Origin of the sequence: Halomonas sp. SpR8 (assembly GCF_031010195.1) — a bacterium.
Lineage (GTDB): Bacteria > Pseudomonadota > Gammaproteobacteria > Pseudomonadales > Halomonadaceae > Vreelandella.
Genome location: NZ_JAUAMC010000003.1, coordinates 162160 through 182376, shown reverse-complemented (window position 1 = coordinate 182376; position 20217 = coordinate 162160). Strand labels below are relative to the sequence as shown.

Genomic DNA, 20217 nt, shown 5'->3' with positions numbered 1-20217 from the left:
TGAATTTCATGGCATAACAACCTAACGCCATTCTAATCCTGATATAAAGCGAAGACTCGGAATGGGGGCATGCGTTTAATACATGGGTGGCCGATAAGTTAGCTGGCCATAAAGACAGCAAACGATGGGAGTTAAAATCTAGAATATGGGCAAGCAAATAGTTAGGATCGGTGGCGGCTTAAACCCGGGGAATAAAAGAAGCGTACAGATGATAAAAGGAGGGGGGACTAGAAGATAGAAAAACTGAAGCGAGTACACTGATGCGGACTGGCCCATGTAAGTCATGGTGCCCAGGAGAGGACTTGAACCTCCACGTCCATACGGACACTAGCACCTGAAGCTAGCGCGTCTACCAATTCCGCCACCTGGGCGCATCATGTTGTCACTTGCGGGTTGTGTTCGATTGGTGCCCAGGAGAGGACTTGAACCTCCACGACCATACGGTCACTAGCACCTGAAGCTAGCGCGTCTACCAATTCCGCCACCTGGGCGAACACAAACCTTACATTGCCTAGCACCGTACTACTTATATAAATTGATAGCATAAAAGCAGTTTGGTGCCCAGAAGAGGACTTGAACCTCCACGTCCATACGGACACTAGCACCTGAAGCTAGCGCGTCTACCAATTCCGCCATCTGGGCAAGTGGCGCGTATAATACCGGTGTGATGGTTAAATGCAAGACCTCGTCAGCGCTTTTTAGCAAGCAAATTTTATAAACAACGGCTAAGACGGTTGGGTGATTGAACGTGCGGCGCTATACTGCGCCTATGACTAAACAAAACTCTATTCATTTCAGTTTCTCAAGCGCTGGAATATCCCGCCCGCAACGCACCGCGTTTGCGCTTTTTTTATGCCTCTCGCAAATGACCCCCTCAAGGATGTTGATCGCATGAAGTATTGGACATTAAGTGATGATCCGCACGCCGAGCGCGAGGCGCATAAATACGGTAATCCAGCGCCGAGTCGAGAGTATCTGCTTGACGCATTAGAGAGCTATGGCAAGCCGATTACCCACGAAAATATGAGCCGCATGCTGGGCTTAGAAGACGAAGAGCTTATTGAAGCCGTTAGGCGCCGTTTAGCGGCGATGGAGCGCGATGGTCAGGTGCTGCGTGACCGCCGCGGCGCCTATGCCTTGATCGATAAGCTCGATCTGGTTAAAGGTAAAGTGTTGGGGCACCGGGACGGCTTTGGTTTCCTGCTGCGTGATGATGGCAAAAAGCCCGATCTGGTGTTGCCACCACGCCAGATGCGGCGTGTTTTCCATGGTGATCACGTGCTGGCACGCATCAGTGGAAGCGATCGCCGCGGCCGTGAAGAGGCGACCATTGCTGATGTCATTGCCCGCAACACGCAAACCATCGTGGGTGTTTATCGCAGTAATACGCCAGAATTCGGCATTCTGATCCCGGAAAATCCGCGTATCACCCAAGAAGTGATTATTCCTCATAGCGCCTGCGGTGGTGCTAAAGATGGTCAGGTCATCTCGGCTAAGATCGTTCAGCAGCCCGCCACGCGTATTCAGCCAGTCGGCGAAGTGATTGAAGTTCTCGGTGAGCGCATGGATCCGGGTATGGAAATTGATATTGCGATCCGCAGTTACGATATCCCCGCTGAGTTTCCGCCTGAAGTGCTTGACCAGATTGGTGGCATTTCAGCTGAAGTGCTGGAAGAGGATAAGCAGCACCGTGTTGACCTGCGGGATGTGCCCTTAGTCACTATCGATGACGAATCTGCCAAAGACTTCGATGATGCAGTGTGCGCGTGGAAAACCAAATCCGGTAGCTGGAAGCTGCTGGTCGCTATCGCCGATGTTTCACACTACGTGCGTCCCGGCACGCCACTAGATGATGAAGGCCGTACCCGGGGTAACTCGGTTTACTTCCCCGGCCAAGTGGTTCCTATGTTGCCGGAGTTGCTATCTAACGGGCTCTGTTCGCTGAATCCCCACGTGGATCGTTTGGTACTGGTATGCGAGATGAATATCTCCAAAACTGGTGCTATCAGCCGCTACCGTTTCTATGAAGCGGTAATGAACTCTCACGCTCGCCTTACCTATAACAAGGTGGCCGCGATTCTCGACGAGAAGAGTGAAGAGGGGGAGGCGTTAAGAGCTGAGCACAGCAAGCTAGTGAAGCCGCTGCAGAGCCTGGAAGAGCTCTACTATTTGTTGCGTGAAGCGCGTGCAGAGCGTGGCGCGATCGATTTTGATACCACTGAAACGGCAATTGTCTTTAACGATGAGCGTAAAATCGAGAAAATCGTTCCGCGCAGCCGCAACAATGCCCACAAGCTAATTGAGGAGTGCATGCTTGCCGCTAACGTGGCAACCGCACGCTTCCTGGATAAGCATGACCTGCCAGCGCTTTACCGTATTCACGAGCGTCCCACCCCGGAACGGCTCGATAAGCTGCGGCTGTTTTTGAATGAGTTAGGCCTATCGGTAGGCGGTGGCGATATGCCGACACCCCAGGATTACCAGGCGCTGCGCGAAACAATTGCCGATCGTCCGGACTTCGACATCATTCAGACGGTGATGCTGCGATCGATGAATCAAGCGGTTTATTCGCCGCAAAACGAAGGTCACTTTGGCTTGGCCTATCAAGCCTACGCACACTTTACCTCGCCAATTCGCCGGTACCCTGATCTGCTGGTCCACCGCGCTATTCGTTCAGTGATTCGCGGGCCGCGCCAGACCAATACAGTGTTACGGGTTGAGGGGGCGCCCGTTGAGCCACCCAGCAAGTGGTGCCCCTATACGTTTGAGCAAATGCTTGAGCTAGGTGAGCACTGCTCGATGACCGAGCGTCGCGCCGACGAAGCGACCCGCGATGTTGAAAGTTGGCTGAAGTGCGAGTTTATGTCCGACAAGCTCGGTGAGACGTTCGAGGGTACCATTGCTTCAGTTACTCAATTTGGCCTGTTCGTTCGCCTGGATGAGTTCTATGTAGAAGGGTTAGTACACGTTACCTCACTGCCTTCGGATTACTATCACTATGAGGCTGAGAAGCACCGCCTGAAAGGCGAGAGAACGGGCACGACCTATCGATTGGGCGACGGTTTGACTGTCCAGGTGGCTCGCGTTGATATGGACGACCGTAAAATTGACTTTGGGCTGAACGATGAGAAGCCCCGCCCACGTCGCCAGCCGCGTAAAAGCCGCGGTGGGGAAGGGAGCCCTAATGCTAAAGCTAAAGCTAAAGCCGGGGGTGACAAGGCTGCTAGCAGCGAGAAGCCGGCAACGCGCCGAGGCCCTCGCCGGACACGTAACGGTCCGCGCAAACCATCACCGAATAAGGGTTGAGCATGAAGTCGGCGTCATCACGGCGGGGCCCTCGTCAGGCTGTTCGCACTCCGGATGGGCTGGATCAAGTGTATGGCATTCATGCTTTGCAGAGCTTGCTAGACAGGGGGGGAGCGCCACGCGAGTTATGGTTGCAGCAGGGGGCTGGAAGCCGCTTAAGTGAGTTAGTCGCTCAGGCTCAGGCAGGTGGCGCTCGCGTTAAAGAGCAGCCCCGCGACCTGCTTGATCAGTTGACCCAAGGTGCCGCCCACCAGGGGGTGGTGGCGTTTTGTCCGCCGCTGACGCCCGAAGGTGAAGAGTCGCTGTGGTTAAAGCTGCGTGCTTGGCCGTCGTCTATGCCACCGCTGCTGCTAATTCTTGATGGCGTCACCGATGTGCATAATTTTGGTGCCTGTCTACGTAGTGCAGATGCCGCCGGTGCCCACGGGGTCATTGTGGCTAAGGATAAAGCGGCACCGCTTAATGCCACGGTGCGTAAAGTGGCCTGCGGAGCAGCCGAGGTGGTGCCGGTTTATCAAGTGACCAACTTGGCACGTACGCTTGCCAAGCTAAAAGATGCCGGTGTGTGGATAACTGGTACGGCTGGCGAGGCTGAGGCCAGTATCTTTGACATTGATATGACAGGTCCCATCGCACTGGTGATGGGGGCGGAAGGCAAGGGCATGCGGCGCTTAACCCGTGAAGCGTGCGATAACCTCGCCAAGCTGCCTATGGCAGGGGAGGTTTCTAGTCTCAATGTTTCGGTGGCCACCGGGATTTGCCTGTTTGAAGCTGTTCGTCAGCGTCAGCTTGCAAGTTAGCCGCCGTACTACTAAAATGCATGCGCCCGTTTGTCTGCAAACGGGCGTTAGCTGTGAGAACTAATAGTTGAAACAGTAATTGAAACTGTCGTTGAAAAGCAGTTGTTGAAATAAAAGTTCTGTTTGATGCCCTTTAAGCCGCCTAGTGCGGTGGCGGAGCACTTCAGTTAACTCCTTGCTTCCCTGTCGTCGTTGTCTGCGCTAGCAGCAGCACACAAAGGAAGCTGCCAAACCGCAAGGAGATCCTATGCGTCATTACGAAATCGTGTTTATGGTCCACCCGGATCAAAGCGAGCAGGTGCCGGCCATGGTCGAGCGCTATACCAGCCTCGTTACCGAAAACAGCGGCACTGTGCATCGTCTAGAAGATTGGGGCCGTCGTCATTTGGCTTATCCGATCAACAAGATTCACAAAGCTCACTACGTGCTGATGAACGTTGAATGTTCCGGTGAGACCCTCGGCGAGATCGAGAATATCTTCCGTTACAACGACGCCATCATCCGCAGCTTGGTTGTACGCTGCAAAGAAGCTGTCACCGAAGCTTCACCGATGATGAAACCGGCAGAAGAGAAACGTCCGCGTCGCGAAGAAAAACCGCGCGCTGAAGAAGAGACTGCCTGATTTTATTCACTGCACGTTTTAAGGAGCTAGTCCATGGCACGTTTTTTCCGTCGCCGTAAGTTTTGCCGCTTCACCGCTGAAGGCATCAAGCAGATCGATTACAAAGATCTTGACACGCTGAAAGCCTACGTCACTGAAACTGGCAAGATCGTACCAAGCCGTATTACCGGCACCAAAGCACGTTATCAGCGTCAGTTGGCGACTGCTATCAAGCGCTCGCGTTATCTGGCGCTGCTGCCCTACTCCGATAGCCACCAGTAAGCGTTTAACGTGATGCTGGCACTAGCCCGATGGCTAATGCGGGGTACGCCTTACGCTGCAGGCGTGGCGGCCCTGGCAGCGCTAGTGCCTTGGTTGTTCTGGTTAGGGGCAGCCATCGCCGCACTGATGACATTACGCAAAGGCTTCGTGCCTGCGCTGCCGGTCATCATTGCAGCAGCGCTACCGGCTGGCTGGTGGTGGGCCCAGGGTGACGTGATTCCGCTTGCTAGTATACTGCTAGTAACGCTGATGGCCGTTATTTTGCGCGAGAGGATGCGCTGGGGTGAGACATTGATTGTGGGGACATTGGTCGCCGCGGTGATGATTCAACTAGGCATCTTCAGCCCTCCTGGCGGCACGGAGCTAATGCTTGAGCAGTTGCGAGAAGGTTCAGAAGAAGTGGATCGCATGCTCACGGAATTTGCCAATCAGGGCTACGATACTCAGACCCTTGCCACGCTGGTGGTGGGTGGGGTCACCGGGTTTGTGGTGCTTTTGGCAGCCATCGTATGTTTGGCGCTCGCGCGTAGTTGGCAAGCTGGGTTGTATAATCCAGGCGGCTTTCGCGATGAGTTTCACGCACTGCGTTTGACGCCCAAAGAGCTGGCCATTTTGGTAGTGATTGGGGTGGCAGGCACGCTGTTAGGCGCGCACGCGTTGGCGATGCTTGGCTGGATTCCGCTATTGGTAGCTGGCGTTGCGTTAGTGCACGGGTTTATTGGATTAAAGGGGATGAACGGGCTGTGGCTGGTAGCATTTTATGTGCTGCTGATCACGACCTGGCCCACGATTCTCATTGTGCTGCTGTTGGGGCTGATTGATACATTCGCGAACATTCGCGCACGCCTTGCCCGTAGCAACTGACAAGAGGTTTACGAGATGGAAGTCATTCTGCTCGACAACATTGGTAAGCTGGGCGGCCTGGGTGACAAGGTCACCGTTAAGCCTGGTTATGGACGTAACTATTTGGTGCCTTATGGTTTAGCCGTACCGGCCACCAAAGACAACATCGAAGCGTTTGATGCACAGCGTGCTGAGCTCGAAGCGCAAGCCGCTGAGCGCAAGGCCGAAGCCGAAGCGCGCGCTGAGCAGCTAAACGACATCGAGCTGTCTTTGGTTTCCAAAGCAGGCGATGAAGGTAAACTGTTTGGTTCTATCGGTCCGCGTGACCTGGCCGACGCGATTTCCTCTGCTGGCATCGATGTTGCCAAGAGCGAAGTGCGTATGCCGAATGGCCCGATTCGCCAGACTGGTGAATACGACATCGCCCTTCACTTGCACGCTGAAGTGGATGCCGTTGTTCGTGTGGTGGTAGTCGCAGAGTAAGCTTTGCACTAGCACACTCGCCTCAAAAGGCGCGGGTCTTCCCGCGCCTTTTGTTATTTCTAATGCTCGTGTTTTCGCGTTAGCTTCGGGTGTTGCCTAAAAACTATTGAGCGCTATTGATCGTTGTTTTTAGCCAGCATCTACATTGTAATCGTTTAGAGTCGGTGGTCGCGCTTCATCGCTGCGGTTAAGATTGGCATCTTCACTGGCTAAGCCTTGTGTTTAAAGGAGCTCGCTATGCAGGACCAGCCTTCTGCTGATCAAGAAACGGCAGCACTAAAGCTGCCGCCGCATTCGCTGGAGGCGGAGCAGTCGGTGTTGGGCGGGCTTATGCTGGACAACCAGGCCTGGGATAACGTTTCAGAGCGGTTGGTAGCCGATGATTTCTACCGTTATGAGCACCGTTTGGTGTTTAACGTGATGATTCATCTGGCTGAAGCCGGTCAGCCAATGGACGTGGTGACGCTCTCTGAAGCATTAGAAGACCGCGACCAGTTAGATACCGTGGGCGGGCTTGCTTTTTTGGCGGAACTGGCAAGGAACACTCCGTCAGCCAGCAATATTCGCGCTTACGCGGATATCGTGCGTGAGCGGGCGACGCTAAGAAAGCTGATTCGTGCCGCCAACCAAATTGCTGACAGCGCCTTTTCTCCCCAGGGACGCCCTGCGGATGAACTGCTCAATGAGGCGGAGCGGCTGGTTTTCCAAATTGCCGAAGAGCGTCCTAAAACCGGCGGTCCTATTGGCATGAGCGATCTACTCACCAAAGCCGTTGATCGCATTGATGAGTTGTTTAATCTTAAAGGTGAGATGACCGGGCTTTCGACCGGGTTTCGTGATCTGGATGAAATGACCACCGGCCTACAGCCTTCGGATATGGTGGTCATCGCAGGTCGGCCCTCAATGGGTAAAACGACCTTTGCCATGAACTTGGTTGAACATGCGGTTATTTCCAGCGACAAGCCGGTCATGGTGTTCTCCATGGAGATGCCTGCCGAATCGCTCATGTTAAGGATGCTTTCGTCGCTAGGTAGGATCGATCAAAACCGCGTGCGTACCGGTCAGTTGGAAGACGAAGATTGGCCACGCCTAACCTCCGCCGTCAATTTGCTGAAAGATAAGCAGCTGTTTATCGACGATACCGCGGCCTTATCGCCAAACGAAATGCGCTCGAGATTGCGCCGTATAGTGCGTGAACATGGCAATGTAGCGCTGGTGATGATCGATTACCTTCAGTTGATGCAAATCCCCGGTTTCAGTGAAAACCGCACCGGGGAAATTTCCGAAATTTCGCGCTCTTTAAAGGGCTTAGCGAAAGAGTTTAACTGCCCCGTTGTCGCGCTTTCTCAGCTAAACCGCTCGTTGGAGCAACGACCTAATAAGCGTCCGGTCATGTCGGATCTGCGGGAGTCCGGAGCGATTGAGCAGGATGCGGACGTCATTGCCTTCGTTTATCGCGATGAGGTCTATAATCCAGATAATCCTGATAATCAGGGGATTGCTGAGTTAATTATCGGTAAACAGCGTAACGGGCCAATCGGCACGGTACACATGGCGTTTATCGGTAAGTACACACGCTTTGAAGATTTGGCTCCGGATAGTTATGGTCAAGCTTTCGGCGACTAGGTTTTTAATAGCAGGTTTTTAATAGCAGGTTTTTAATAGCAGATTTTTAGTGACAGGCTCTTGATGTCAGGTCTGTGATGGATAACTTGAGAATGGGGGGCAGTTCGTATAATGCCTCACCCACGATTTGTAAAAAAAACGGGAGTAGCAGATGGCAGGTGGATTTCGGCGCGGTAATCGGCAGCGTCTTCCTAAGCTTGAGGGTCGCGGTGAGCTGCAGGCGCTTGAGCGCGAAGGCCCTTTTAAAGAGTGGTTGGGAATGCCAGATCTTTATCGCTACTACTTAGTCGTGGAGGGCGAGAAGTATAGCTACCAAACTGAAGATGGCGATTTGCCTGTCAAGGTGGGCGACAAAGTGGTATTCCGCTATAAAGAAACCAAAGGTGGTAACTGGATTGACCGCAACTCTCTCGGTAAAGCCATCGATCCTTCTGAATATCAACGATAAGCACTCATACTTGACGTTTCAGTTACGCGCTTTTTCAAAACCCTTTCAAGTACTTTACCAAGTACTTTACCAAGTACTTTACCAAGAATTCTCTCAAAAGCTTTCTCAAGAACGTTCTCAAGAAAGTTCTTGAGTACGTACTCAAGAACTTTCTTGCACTGTTGCCGTCCTAGTTATTATGTTTTGTAATATTAATGTAATAACTAGGCAACGGAAATGTCATTGGGTGCGGTCATGCTGTGACCCAATGTCGTAAAGTAATAGGAGGGAGCCATGGAACTGAAGGATCTTAAACAATTTGTCGCCAGCCACGATAACTTTGAAATTCGTGTCATTACCCATTCGGGTAGCCGGTTTTATCAGGTTGAGTTAGAAGATGTTGAAGGCGAGCGCCATATGTTTATGCTGCGTTCTAAGCCGATGCTTTTTCGTTCGCTGGATGATGTCTATATGGAGCTCAAGCGTGCCGGAATTCATCGCGCCTATTTAGTCCAGCACGTGCCCCACGACGAAGTGATAGGTCGTGATGCCCACTATAGCGAGCCGCTGACGTCGCGTATGCCGTTGGTTTTTTAACGGTTATATGAAGTAATCATTAGCGTTTAGCCTGACGCTTTTCCCACCACTGCCCAAGCTTTATACGGCGACGGGCAAAAAACCGATAGCCGGTATTCATTACGCCGTGCATGACGGGTAAACACGATATCTTTACCAGCCGCCTGTAACCTAGTACAGCATACAGGGCACGGCTGGCATCCATACCGACGTACCACACTCCTCTACTGTCTTGCAGATGTAGCTGTCCCATCATTGCGTCAAATTCACGCCCATACTCGCAAGCGTTAAAGTGGCTGTCCTGAATATCCACTAGCGCGATATGTTCCTGGTGTCGATGCTTTGTAAGCCACGCAACTTCCTGCTGACAGAAAGGGCAGTGACCGTCATGAAACAGCGTGACAGGCGGTGACGCGTGAAGAGGTGAATAGCGGCTCATCGTTACTCCTTATTGGTATCACTTTTGGAAGTGGTATTACGTTTGATAGCGACATTGCTCGTCGTTCTGGAGTAGCCCTGTGTGTGGCTGGATTGCCCGTAGCCAGTTGAGGTTTCAAGTTGTGCCAAAAAGCTTTTAGCCTGTTGGCGCATGGCTTCGCGTTTGTCATCGGACATCCGGCTAAGTGAGGCGTATATCAGCTTCATGCGTGGGTTCTTATTCAGGCGCTCCGCGTTATTTTCGAGAAAGTGCCAGTAGAGGCTGTTGAAAGGGCAGGCTTTTGGACCTGTGACCTGTTTAGGCGAGTAGCGACAGTGCTGACAGTGGTCTGACATCTTGTCGATATATTTACCCGATGCACAGTAGGGCTTAGAGCCCATTAACCCGCCGTCTGCGTGGAGAACCATACCCAATGTATTGGGTAGTTCTACCCACTCGCTGGCATCAGCATAGACCGCCAAGTACCAGTCACACAGTGCCTCGGGTTTAATGCCGCAGAGTAGGGCAAAATTGCCGGTGACCATCAGTCGCTGAATATGATGGGCGTAGCTGTTGTCGATGGTCATTTGAATGGCGCGCTGCAGGCAGCGCATATCGGTATTCGCATTCCAATAAAATGTGGGCAGGTCACGCTCAAAGCCCAGTTGGTTGGCGCTTTTGTAGTCGGGCATTTGAGTCCAGTAGAGCCCGCGCACATATTCTCGCCAACCGAGAATCTGGCGGATAAAACCTTCTGCGGCGTTAATCGGGACGTCGCCATCATAGTAACGCTGCTCAGCGGCTGCGCAGACTTCATGGGGCGATAGCAGGCCAATATTCATCGCCGCTGAGAGTCGCGAGTGATACAAAAACGGCGCAGTATCGCTTATCGCATCCTGGTAGTGGCCAAACTGGCTCAACCCGTGCTGCATAAAGTGCTTAAGATCCACTAATGCCTGCTTTCGGGTCACTGGCAGGTTAAAGTTCGCCAAGTTGCCCATGTGGTCGCTAAAGTGGCGCTCGGCATCCGCCAAGGCGGCTTTAGTCAGCGCATCCTGGCCGTGTTGCGGCAAATCAGGGAAATCAAGCGCCGCTTTGATAGGTTGACGATTGTCATGGTCAAAATTCCACTTGCCGCCAGCGGGTTCGTCGCCCTCCATTAGCAGCCCTGTGCGCTTGCGCTGCTCGCGGTAGAAGTACTCGAGCCGCAGCTGTTTGCGGCCGCTTGCCCACTGGCTAAAGTCATCTGGTGTGGTGAAAAAGCGCTCATCCTCAATTAGTCGCCAGGGAATCGTGGCGTCTATACGTTGTTGCATCGCCTCCCATAGCCGCCACTCGCCGGGACGTGCAACGCGAATTTCATCACAGCCATACTGCTGAGCGATACGTTCTGCTTCATCAATGAGGGAGTGGGTGTTATCGACATCGTCCAGTGCGCTGTAGTGCACTTGAAAACTTTTTTCGCGCAGCGCTTGGGCAAAGTGACGCATAGCCGCCAAGAAGAGGCCAATTTTATGTATATGATGCGGTACATAGTGCGCTTCTTCGGCGACTTCACACAGGGCGACGACTGCATCTGCCGGCGCATTTTGCAGCGTTGAGAGGGAAAGGGAGAGCTGATCGCCAAGAACCAACAGCAAAGGCTTGGACATGAGTTGCCTCAGAGTTATACAAATGATGTTGATAGTATAACTTTATGCCGCCGCTTTGCCGAAAAGTGATAGGATTTATTCACTTTTTAAGCTTTATTCACTTTCTAAATGTGCTGAGCACCAACGTTATTTTTCAGGAGCAAGAGTAATGACCGAGAATATCGTCAAGGATCAGCCGGGGGCAGGGCGCTTGATGCATGCACCTAGCGATCATCCGCCGATTCCGCGTGCCAAAGTGGGGGTGGTACTCGCGAATTTAGGCACCCCGGATGCCACCGACTACTGGTCAATGCGTCGCTACTTAAACGAGTTTCTTTCTGACAAGCGCGTGGTCGATTATGCCGGTTGGAAATGGCAGCCACTGTTGCAGTTGATTATTCTGTCTAAGCGGCCCTTCTCGTCGGGTAAGGCGTATCGGAGTATCTGGAATAACGAAAAAAACGAAAGCCCGCTACTAACGACCACTCGTGCTCAGACAGAGAAAATGACCGCGCGGCTAAAAGCACTCTATGGTGACGATGTGGAAGTGGATTTTTGCATGCGCTATGGCAACCCTTCGACCAAAAGCGTTTTAACGCGCTTGAAGGAGAAAGGCTGTGAGCGAATTGTCTTTTTCCCTCTCTACCCTCAGTACGGTTCGCCTACCACTGCGACGGCGAACGACGAAGCATTTCGCACTCTGATGAAAATGAAGTGGCAGCCCTATATCCGAACGGTGCCCGCCTATTTTGATCATCCGGCTTACATTCAGGCGCTGGCAAACTCGGTTCAAGAAGCTTATGACGGCTTGTCGACGCGCCCCACCAAATTGGTCGCCAGTTACCATGGCGTTCCCGAGCGCTATTTGATGGATGGGGACCCTTACCACTGTCAGTGTCAAAAAACCACGCGCCTGCTGCGCGAGACGCTTGGCTTTAGCAAAGAAGAAGTGGATACCGCTTTCCAGTCGCAGTTTGGCCCTGAAAAATGGGTAGGTCCGCAAACCGTTAAACATGTCGCGGAACTCGCTCAGCAGGGCCATAAGCATATTGCCATTATGTCGCCAGCCTTCTCTTCTGATTGTGTTGAAACGCTCGAAGAGATTGAGGAGGAGATCCGCGATAGCTTTATGGAAGCGGGCGGAGAGACCTTTAGCTATATCCCTTGCCTAAATGACCGTGACGACCACATAGAGGCTTTGCTACGAGTCATAAACAATGAGTTAGCTGGGTGGCTATCAGTGGCCTAGTGTTTAACGCTGTCTTTGTCAGAGCCAATATCTAACCGTTTGAAACAGCCGCTAATAGCATTTTTGTCGCTAGCGGCTGTTTGCGTTTATGCGTTTGACTGGTCAGTAAAAACTGCCTGTTATAAGGTGTACAACTTTAGAATCACACTACTTCAACGCTAGGGTGCCAGTGACTAGGCATGATGCCTTTACTGCTTCAATGGTGGGCCTTTCGTTATTCAGGAGGTTGGGTTAGATGCAAGTCGCCGTATTGATGGGTTTCGTGCTAGCGGCGCTTTCGCCGATGCTGCAAAGCTGGTTCGGCCAGCGCACTAGCCAGGTGTTGGCCCTGTTTCCGGCTGGGCTGGCGGCGTGGTTGGCACTTCAAGCCCCTGAAGTCATCGCCAATGGGAGCATTCTGCTGGAGTGGGAGTGGGTACCCTCGTTGGGTATCAGCCTTACTTTCCTACTGGATGGTTTGTCACTGCTGTTTGGTCTATTGATCACCGTGATGGGCGCCTGCGTATTGGTGTATGCCGGTGGCTATTTAAAAGATCATCCTGATCTTGCACGTTTTCATATCGCGCTGGTTGCTTTCATGGTTTCTATGCTGGGACTGGTGTTAGCTGACGGCCTCTTTACGCTGTTTATTTTTTGGGAACTGACCAGCATTACCTCCTATTTGTTGATCGGTTTTAATCACGCCGACATCAACGCGCGCAAGTCTGCTCGGCAAGGCTTGTTTGTAACCGTGGCTGGCGGGTTGGCATTAATGGCTGGATTGGTGCTGCTGGGAATTGCCAGCGGTAGCTGGTCACTGTCGGAGATTCTCAATCAGCAGGCCGACCTGCGTGAACATGCGTTCTACACGCCAATGCTGATCTGTTTGCTGCTGGGGGCATTTACCAAGTCGGCACAGTTTCCCTTTCATTTCTGGCTACCCAACGCCATGGCGGCGCCCACGCCAGTTTCTGCCTACCTGCACTCGGCCACCATGGTGAAAGCGGGGATTTATCTGCTGGCGCGGTTGCATCCGGAGCTGGGCGGCACGGCGATGTGGGTTGGGATTCTGTCAGTGGTGGGGGCGATCACGATGCTAACCGGCGCGTTTTTAGCTATCCACCACACCAATATTAAAAAGCTGCTCGCTTACTCGACCATTATGGCGTTGGGCACGTTGACGATGCTACTGGGTATTGGCACTGAGTACGCGATGACCGCATTTGTTACCTTCCTGCTAGCACACTCGCTGTACAAAGGGGCGCTATTTATGGTCGCCGGTATTCTCGACCATGAGACCGGCACCAAAGATGTGACGCAGATGGGGGGGCTGCGAAAGTTGATGCCCGTTACCGCGACTATCGCGTTGGTAGCGTCACTCTCCCTTGCGGGCGTGCCGCCGCTATTTGGTTTTATCGGCAAGGAATTGATGCTTGAGTCGGTGCTGGGCGCCGATAGCTTCCGAATGCTACTGGTACTGTTTGCCTTTGTTGCTTCTATCTTAACGATCGCGGTGGCCTTTATTATTGCGCTGCGCCCCTTCTACGGTAAGCGCCACCACACCCCGCTAGAACCTTATGAAGCGCCGCGAAGCATGTTAGTGGGGCCGGCGTTATTGGCATTGGGGTCGCTGCTATTGGGGTTGCTGCCCGCCATGCTGGGAGCCGACGCGCTGTTGACTGCCGCCGCCACGTCAGTGGCTGGCCAAACGCTGGAAGTGGCGTTATCACTTTGGTACGGCATCAACGTCGCGTTGATAATGTCGATCATTAGCCTTGGCTTAGGCTTTTTATTGTTTAAAAGCTGGGACGGCGTTCGTGCCAAGCTTTCTGTGTTAGCGCCTATCATGCGCCATGGCCCCGAGGCGGGTTATGAAAGCTTGATGAATGGCATTGTCAGTTTCTCCGAGTGGCAAACGCGGATACTGCAGAATGGGTACATGCGTAACTACATTCTGGTCATGCTGATTACACTCATCGCGCTCATTGGCAACTCAATCCTGCTACGCCATTCACCTCAGTTTGCCTTTGATTTGGATGTGCGTTTTCACGAGGCGGTAGTGGCTGGCACCATGGCAATGGGGGCGCTGTTTGCGACAACCACTCGCTCGCGTCTTGGGGCAGTGGTCTCAGTGGGGGTGATGGGGTTCTCTATCGCGCTTATTTTTATTCTGTTTAGTGCGCCCGATTTGGCGATTACCCAGCTGCTGGTGGAAACCTTAACGGTTATTTTGCTGGTGCTGGTGCTGTTTCGGCTGCCAAGGTTTTCAAATCTCTCCACCAGCCTGGAACGTATACGCGATGGCTCGGTGGCTGCCATGATGGGCATTTTGATCTGCCTGTTGATTATGACTTCCTGGAGTATTCAGCAGTTTGAGCCGATTTCGACCTACATGATTGAGAACAGTGCGCCATTGGCGCATGGGCGCAACATCGTCAACGTTATTTTGGTGGACTACCGTGCCCTGGATACCTTGGGTGAAATGTTTGTGCTGGCGCTCGCCGCAATCGGCGTTATCGCCATGCTCAGGTTGCGTCATGGAGATACCCGGCATAGTGAAAGTAGTGATAGTAAGAGCGTCGAGAGCAACAAAGTGACGAACAAGGAGCCTTACGATGGTTAAGTCAGGCACGATTATTCTTAACACGGCAGCGCGCTTTTTAATGCCACTGCAGCTGCTGTTTTCCGTTTTTTTGCTCCTCCGCGGTCACGACGAGCCCGGCGGAGGGTTTATTGCGGGCCTAGTGGCGGCAGGGGCGTTTACGCTCTATCTGTTTGCCTTTGGGGTCAGTGCCACCAAAGAAGTACTGCGCATGGTCGACCCCCGCGACCTGATTGGCATTGGCTTGCTGCTGGGTATGGTGTCGGTGGTGCCCGCCTGGTTTATGGGCCAACCATTTTTGACCGCCCAGTGGTGGACCATTCCGGTTATCGACTTTAAGGCTTCCACGCCGCTGATTTTTGATATTGGCGTGTATTTTGCCGTGCTGGGTTCCGTTACTGGCATGGTGATGACGCTTATGGAGGTCGACAAGGATGAACCTTGAGTTACTAGGAGGCTCAGTATGGAACCATTAATGGCACTAGCGATTGGCCTGATGTACGCGACGGCTATTTTTATGATGCTGCGCCGCTCCATCGTCAAACTGGTGATTGGATTGATGCTGCTCTCCAACGCCGCTAATTTGCTGATTTTTACCACTGCGGGGATGACCCGGGGCGCACCGCCGCTCATTGCAGAAGGCATGATGCAGCCACCTAGTGGCGTCGCTGACCCGCTCCCTCAAGCCGTCGTGCTGACGGCGATCGTGATTGCCTTTGGAGTGCTTGCATTTGCGGTGGTGTTGATTCGACGTGCCTACGAAGTGGTTAAGGCCGATGATCTCGATAAGATGAAGGATACTGATACGTGAGGCCTGAAGTTGCTCTTCCCGTCCTCTTGCCCTTGCTGTCAGGGGCAATCTCAATATTGTTTTGGCGCTCGCGGCCTATGCAGCGCTTTATGGCGGTGGCCGGTAATGCTGCGTTACTGTTTGTTAGCCTATGGCTGTTTGCCACGACGCTGTCGGAGGGCTACGTCACCATGCAGATGGGTAGCTGGCCGGCTCCCTTTGGCATTACCTTAATTGCCGATCTGCTGAGTGCGGTAATGGTGCTGATGACCGCGACTATCGGTTTGGCGATGGGGATCTACTCGTTGGCCACCACCGGTCGCGGTCATGAAAAATTTGGCTACTATCCGCTAATGCATCTGCTGCTCGCGGGGGTAATGGGGGCATTTTTGACCGGCGATCTCTTTAACCTCTATGTATGGTTTGAAGTAATGCTGGTGGCTTCGTTTGCGCTGTTGATCCTAGGCGGCGAACGGGCGCAAATGGAAGGGGCGATTAAGTACGTTACCCTGAACTTGCTGGCATCGGTTATCTTCCTGAGTGCGGTGGGGCTGCTCTACGGCATGGTGGGCACGCTTAATATGGCCGATATTGCCCTACGCATGGATGAAGCAGAGCACACGGGGATGGTCGAAGTATTGGCAGTCATGTTTATGGTCGCCTTTGGCATTAAAGCGGCAGCTTTCCCGCTGTTCTTCTGGCTGCCAGCGTCTTATCACACCCCCCCGGTCGCTGTCTCGGCCCTGTTTGCTGGACTGCTTACCAAGGTCGGCGTGTATGCAATGTTTCGTGTCTTCACGCTCATATTTGATCAAACCATGGGCTACCTCCAGGACATCATGCTCTGGGGCGCGGTGTTTACCATGGTCACGGGTGTGTTGGGGGCTGCGGCTCAGTATGAGTTCAGACGCATTTTGTCGTTCCATATCGTCAGCCAAATTGGCTATATGATTCTCGGGTTAGCCATTTATACGCCTTTGGCCATAGCAGGCGGTGTGTTTGCCATCGTGCACAATATGGTGGTGAAAACGAACCTCTTCTTGATTAGTGGTATTACTCACCGTTTGCAGGGCACCTACCAACTGAAAAAAATGGGCGGATTATATCGTGAGCGCCCCTGGTTGGCCGTTGCGTTCTTTATCTCTGCCTTCTCGTTGGCCGGTATACCGCCGCTGTCAGGCTTTTTTGCCAAGTTTGTGCTTGTGCGTGCCGGTTTAGAGGCTGAAGCCTATGTGGTCACGGGTATAGCCCTCGCGGTGGGGCTAATGACGCTCTACTCCATGGTGAAAATTTGGAATGAAGTGTTTTGGAAGTCTCTGCCGGAAGATAATCGAGTGCCAGAAACCGCTACGCCCACTGGTGATGACGGTAGATTATTAAAGCCAAGCCTGTGGATGATGTATCTGCCCGTCATGATATTAGCGCTTTCATCACTGTTAATTGGTGTGTTTGCGGAGCCGATCATGTGGGTTATGACAGGCATTGGTGATCAACTGCTTGAGCCCCGCGGGTATATCGAAGCCGTGTTGGGAGTGTCAGCCAGCGCTGAAGAGGTACTGCTGGAACCGACTGCCGCCATAGAAGAAGAACCTGAGGCTGACGCCGGGGAGGAAATGCCATGACCGGTGCTATTTGGAATCTTCTGTTAGGGCTTGCCTGGGTACTGCTGAGCGGTGATTTTACCGGGTTAAATCTCCTTGTCGGTTTGATATTTGGCTATATCACCTTGATATTGATCGAGCCACAGCTCGACTCCTTAAAGGGCTATCCGGCCCGCGTGCCGCGATTTTTGGGTTTTATCGGTTTTTTTCTTAAAGAACTGATCCAAGCTAACCTGCGCGTTGCTTTTGATATTGTGACGCCGCCCTGGCACATGAAACCAGGCGTCATTGCGATGCCGCTTTCAGCTCGCACTGAAATAGAAATCACCATGGTAGCCAATTTAATCTCTCTCACCCCTGGAACGCTCAGTCTGGATGTGTCTGATGATCGTAAGGTGCTATATATCCATGCGATGTTTTTAGATGACGAAGAGGAGTTACGGCGTAACTTGAAAGAGATGGAGCATAGGGCTTTGGAGCTGTTTCGCTAATGGATACCGTTATTCTAATTAGCCAGGTCATTATGAGCCTGGCACTTATCCTTACTTTTGTACGTGTAGTGCGCGGCCCTAGTTTGCCTGATCGCGTTGTGGCCTTGGAACTGTTTTCGACGACGGTTGTGGGGCTAGTCGGGGTCTATGCCATCAAGTCAGGCGTCGCCAGTTTTCTGGATGCTGCTATTGTGATCGCATTGATGGGGTTCTTGGCGGCCATTGCGTTTGCGCGCTTTTTGGAAAGAGGGGGGCCACGCGATGATTGATGTGATAAAAGGCACGCTAATTTTAGGTGGCGCACTCTTTATGCTACTGGCCTCGGTAGGGTTGCTACGGCTGCCTGATCTGCTAACCCGTATGCATGCCACGACCAAGGCCGCTGCATTAGGCGTCATATTAATTATGCTGGCGGCAGCGATGCACTTTGCGGAAGTGGGTATTGTTGCTCGTTCTTTTGCCATCATCGTCTTTATTCTGATGACCGCTCCGGTGGCTGCTCATGTGATTGGTCGCGCCGGTTACTTTGTTGGCTCTAAGCTCTGGAGCGGTACCGTAAAGGATGAATTGCGCCCTAACTATGATCCGTTAACGCACGAACTGAAGAGTGGCCTGGAAACCCAGGAAAACGCCAAGCGTCAGCCCCGCGAATCTGATCCAGATTAGTTTTAGCTAAAAAGCAGAAAGCGTTAATTGAGCCACCGATGGGTGGCTTTTTTTTTGCCTGTTATTGATGCTAAGACGTTTTTCATACAACAAGTAAAAATAAATTATGTACAATAATTATACTGTATAAGATGATGCGTCCATGTGTTATATCATGACGCGCCAAAAGTGTGATTAACCGTGACCATGCAACGCAAACAGCACCTGCCGCAAAAAACCTGTATTCAATGCCTGCGACCGTTTACTTGGCGGAAGAAATGGACGCGCTGCTGGGATGAAGTGCGCTACTGCAGCGAGCGCTGCTGTCGTAGTGCTAGGCAAGCGAAGCACCCCAGGAGGCACGAGTATGAACAGCACGATTGACATTGTCTGGTTGCAAGATGACCTGCGCGTCGCCGATAACGAACTTTTTCAGTTTGCATCCCCACCTAATTACCTGGTGTGCCTCTACGTATTAGACGAGCGTTGGTTGACGCCTTTTATGGAGGGTGAAACCACGCCGCGAATTGGCCCCGCCCGGTTACGCTTCCTATGGCAAAGCTTAATGGAGCTACGCGGTGAGCTGCTGCAAAGAGGCAGCGATCTACTGGTACGCATCGGTAATCCCAGTGATATAGTGATTGAGCTAGCGCTATCGCTTAACGCTCGCCAAGTGCGTGTTGCCGACCATGCTGGGGTTGAAGAAACGGCCCATATTCAAGCCGTTGCAAAAGGCCTTTCTGACCAAACGCAATTGGATTGTATCGAGAGTGGCCGGCTCATTGATCGCCACGCGCTGCCCTTTGAGCTTGAGGCGTTGCCCGCGAGCTTTTCCGGTTTTAGGCGCAGCGTTGAGAAGACCAGTTCTATTCCCGCCAGCCACCCGGCGCCAATAACGCTGCCACACTGGCCCGATGCGCCGCGCGGTTTTCCACCCCTCAAATCCGTATGTAAACAGAGTGCCCTCTGGAAGCCCGACGCTCGGCAGGGATATACCTATCAAGGGGGGGAAGCAGCAGCATATGAGCGGCTGCACGACTATTTGTGGCATCAAAAAGGGGGCGAAACGTACAAGAAAACGCGCAATGGTTTGTTAGGCGCTAATTTTTCAACCCGCTTGTCGCCCTGGCTCGCACGGGGCTGCTTATCGGCTCGGCAGGTAAATGACGCCGTGAAGGCTTGGGAGGCCGAGCATGGCAGCAATGAATCCAGCTACTGGATTATCTTCGAGTTACTTTGGAGAGAATATTTTACCCGCGCCGCCCAGTTAGAGGGAAAGAAAACGTTTGGTTCTCGTCAGCTTGCTAAGCCTTGCGCCGCTTTCGATGCGTGGCGTGATGCAGATACAGGCGTGCCGTTTATCGATGCTGCCATGCTGGAGCTTCGTCAGACCGGCTGGCTATCTAATCGCGCTCGCCAAAATGTGGCGAGCTTTTTGGTTAAAGACTTAGACGTAGATTGGCGGTTGGGGGCATTATGGTTTGAGCACTGCTTGATTGACTACGATGTCGCCAGCAATTGGGGCAACTGGCGCTATATCGCAGGAATTGGACGCGATCCGCACCAGAATCGTTACTTTAATGTACTAAAACAGGCGGGCCAATATGATCCTAAAGGTCTCTATGTCGCTCACTGGCTGAAGCAACTTGAAAAGCTACCCTACGGTTTAGAGCGTCACCAGCCATGGCGATCTGATCCTGAGACGTTTTCATCTCCCTATGTTGAACCCCTACAGTGGGAGCGTTGGCTGATACCTTGGTCCAAGCTGGGTAACAACGCAGTTTAATCGTGAATTCGAATGAGATTATGTGATCAATACTGCAGGCCCATCTTGAAGGCTGGTAACTCTTACTTTTCTAGGCCATCA

Annotated in this window: 21 protein-coding genes and 3 tRNA genes; 19 read left to right on the top strand and 5 right to left on the bottom strand. The window is 52.5% G+C overall.

Features of this window, described 5'->3' with window-relative positions:
- Positions 1-284: 284 nt before the first annotated feature.
- The 3 genes from QT230_RS07410 to QT230_RS07400 all read right to left on the bottom strand — a co-directional run bounded on the left by QT230_RS07410 (position 285) and on the right by QT230_RS07400 (position 642).
- Positions 285-371 (bottom strand) — tRNA-Leu (locus QT230_RS07410).
- A gap of 33 nt (positions 372-404) precedes the next feature.
- Positions 405-491, bottom strand: a tRNA-Leu gene (locus tag QT230_RS07405).
- Positions 492-555: 64 nt separating this feature from the next.
- A tRNA-Leu gene (locus QT230_RS07400) sits at positions 556-642 on the bottom strand.
- Positions 643-891: 249 nt separating this feature from the next.
- Between QT230_RS07400 and rnr the strand changes: the two genes are divergently transcribed.
- The 9 genes from rnr (at position 892) to QT230_RS07355 (ending at position 8965) form a co-directional block, all read left to right on the top strand.
- Complete coding sequence (gene rnr / locus QT230_RS07395) at positions 892-3306, top strand: ribonuclease R (protein WP_308320953.1); 2415 nt, start codon at positions 892-894, stop codon at positions 3304-3306.
- Between the two features lie 2 nt (positions 3307-3308).
- Positions 3309-4106, top strand: a complete 798-nt coding sequence (gene rlmB / locus QT230_RS07390) for a 23S rRNA (guanosine(2251)-2'-O)-methyltransferase RlmB (protein WP_308320952.1) — start codon at positions 3309-3311, stop codon at positions 4104-4106.
- 247 nt (positions 4107-4353) lie between these two features.
- Entirely contained in the window at positions 4354-4728 is a 375-nt protein-coding gene (gene rpsF, locus QT230_RS07385) for a 30S ribosomal protein S6 (RefSeq protein ID WP_308320951.1), read from the top strand.
- Between the two features lie 33 nt (positions 4729-4761).
- The gene (rpsR, locus tag QT230_RS07380) at positions 4762-4989 is read left to right on the top strand and encodes a 30S ribosomal protein S18 (protein WP_007113337.1); all 228 of its coding nucleotides are present in this window, start codon (positions 4762-4764) and stop codon (positions 4987-4989) included.
- Between the two features lie 12 nt (positions 4990-5001).
- Complete coding sequence (locus tag QT230_RS07375) at positions 5002-5853, top strand: hypothetical protein (RefSeq protein WP_308320950.1); 852 nt, start codon at positions 5002-5004, stop codon at positions 5851-5853.
- A 15-nt stretch (positions 5854-5868) separates the two neighbouring features.
- Positions 5869-6315 (top strand): 50S ribosomal protein L9, encoded by a 447-nt coding sequence (gene rplI / locus QT230_RS07370; RefSeq protein ID WP_308320949.1) that lies wholly within the window; start codon positions 5869-5871, stop codon positions 6313-6315.
- A gap of 237 nt (positions 6316-6552) precedes the next feature.
- Positions 6553-7941, top strand: coding sequence for a replicative DNA helicase (gene dnaB / locus QT230_RS07365; protein ID WP_308320948.1), 1389 nt, complete (start codon positions 6553-6555; stop codon positions 7939-7941).
- Between the two features lie 151 nt (positions 7942-8092).
- The gene (locus QT230_RS07360; RefSeq protein WP_308320947.1) at positions 8093-8389 is read left to right on the top strand and encodes a hypothetical protein; all 297 of its coding nucleotides are present in this window, start codon (positions 8093-8095) and stop codon (positions 8387-8389) included.
- Positions 8390-8662: 273 nt separating this feature from the next.
- Positions 8663-8965 carry a DUF6482 family protein gene (locus tag QT230_RS07355; RefSeq protein ID WP_308320946.1) on the top strand — a complete coding sequence of 101 codons (303 nt, stop codon included), beginning with the start codon at positions 8663-8665 and terminating at the stop codon, positions 8963-8965.
- Between the two features lie 19 nt (positions 8966-8984).
- On the opposite strand, the gene QT230_RS07350 is transcribed toward QT230_RS07355, so the two are convergent.
- Both QT230_RS07350 and QT230_RS07345 read right to left on the bottom strand, forming a co-directional pair.
- Positions 8985-9383: a DUF393 domain-containing protein gene (locus QT230_RS07350; RefSeq protein ID WP_308320945.1), complete on the bottom strand. Its 399-nt coding sequence runs from the start codon at positions 9381-9383 to the stop codon at positions 8985-8987.
- Positions 9384-9385: 2 nt separating this feature from the next.
- Positions 9386-11014: a cryptochrome/photolyase family protein gene (locus tag QT230_RS07345; protein ID WP_308320943.1), complete on the bottom strand. Its 1629-nt coding sequence runs from the start codon at positions 11012-11014 to the stop codon at positions 9386-9388.
- A gap of 148 nt (positions 11015-11162) precedes the next feature.
- On the opposite strand from QT230_RS07345, the gene hemH reads away from it, so the two are divergent.
- The 10 genes from hemH to QT230_RS07295 all read left to right on the top strand — a co-directional run bounded on the left by hemH (position 11163) and on the right by QT230_RS07295 (position 20136).
- Positions 11163-12242 (top strand): ferrochelatase, encoded by a 1080-nt coding sequence (gene hemH, locus QT230_RS07340; protein ID WP_308320942.1) that lies wholly within the window; start codon positions 11163-11165, stop codon positions 12240-12242.
- 235 nt (positions 12243-12477) lie between these two features.
- Entirely contained in the window at positions 12478-14844 is a 2367-nt protein-coding gene (locus QT230_RS07335; RefSeq protein ID WP_308320940.1) for a putative monovalent cation/H+ antiporter subunit A, read from the top strand.
- Positions 14837-15268, top strand: coding sequence for a Na+/H+ antiporter subunit B (locus tag QT230_RS07330; RefSeq protein WP_308320939.1), 432 nt, complete (start codon positions 14837-14839; stop codon positions 15266-15268). The genes QT230_RS07335 and QT230_RS07330 overlap by 8 nt, the downstream gene beginning before the upstream one ends.
- Positions 15269-15286: 18 nt before the next feature.
- Positions 15287-15634, top strand: coding sequence for a Na+/H+ antiporter subunit C (locus QT230_RS07325; protein ID WP_308320938.1), 348 nt, complete (start codon positions 15287-15289; stop codon positions 15632-15634).
- Complete coding sequence (locus tag QT230_RS07320) at positions 15631-17235, top strand: Na+/H+ antiporter subunit D (protein ID WP_308320937.1); 1605 nt, start codon at positions 15631-15633, stop codon at positions 17233-17235. Before QT230_RS07325 ends, QT230_RS07320 begins: the two co-directional genes overlap by 4 nt.
- Entirely contained in the window at positions 17232-17705 is a 474-nt protein-coding gene (locus QT230_RS07315) for a Na+/H+ antiporter subunit E (protein WP_308320936.1), read from the top strand. Before QT230_RS07320 ends, QT230_RS07315 begins: the two co-directional genes overlap by 4 nt.
- Entirely contained in the window at positions 17705-17974 is a 270-nt protein-coding gene (locus QT230_RS07310; RefSeq protein WP_308320935.1) for a cation:proton antiporter, read from the top strand. Before QT230_RS07315 ends, QT230_RS07310 begins: the two co-directional genes overlap by 1 nt.
- A complete protein-coding gene (gene mnhG, locus QT230_RS07305) occupies positions 17967-18371 on the top strand; it encodes a monovalent cation/H(+) antiporter subunit G (protein ID WP_308320934.1) in 405 nt (134 codons plus the stop codon). Before QT230_RS07310 ends, mnhG begins: the two co-directional genes overlap by 8 nt.
- 186 nt (positions 18372-18557) lie before the next feature.
- Positions 18558-18734 carry a DUF2256 domain-containing protein gene (locus QT230_RS07300; protein WP_308321398.1) on the top strand — a complete coding sequence of 59 codons (177 nt, stop codon included), beginning with the start codon at positions 18558-18560 and terminating at the stop codon, positions 18732-18734.
- Positions 18718-20136 carry a DASH family cryptochrome gene (locus QT230_RS07295; protein ID WP_308320933.1) on the top strand — a complete coding sequence of 473 codons (1419 nt, stop codon included), beginning with the start codon at positions 18718-18720 and terminating at the stop codon, positions 20134-20136. Before QT230_RS07300 ends, QT230_RS07295 begins: the two co-directional genes overlap by 17 nt.
- Positions 20137-20217: the final 81 nt, after the last annotated feature.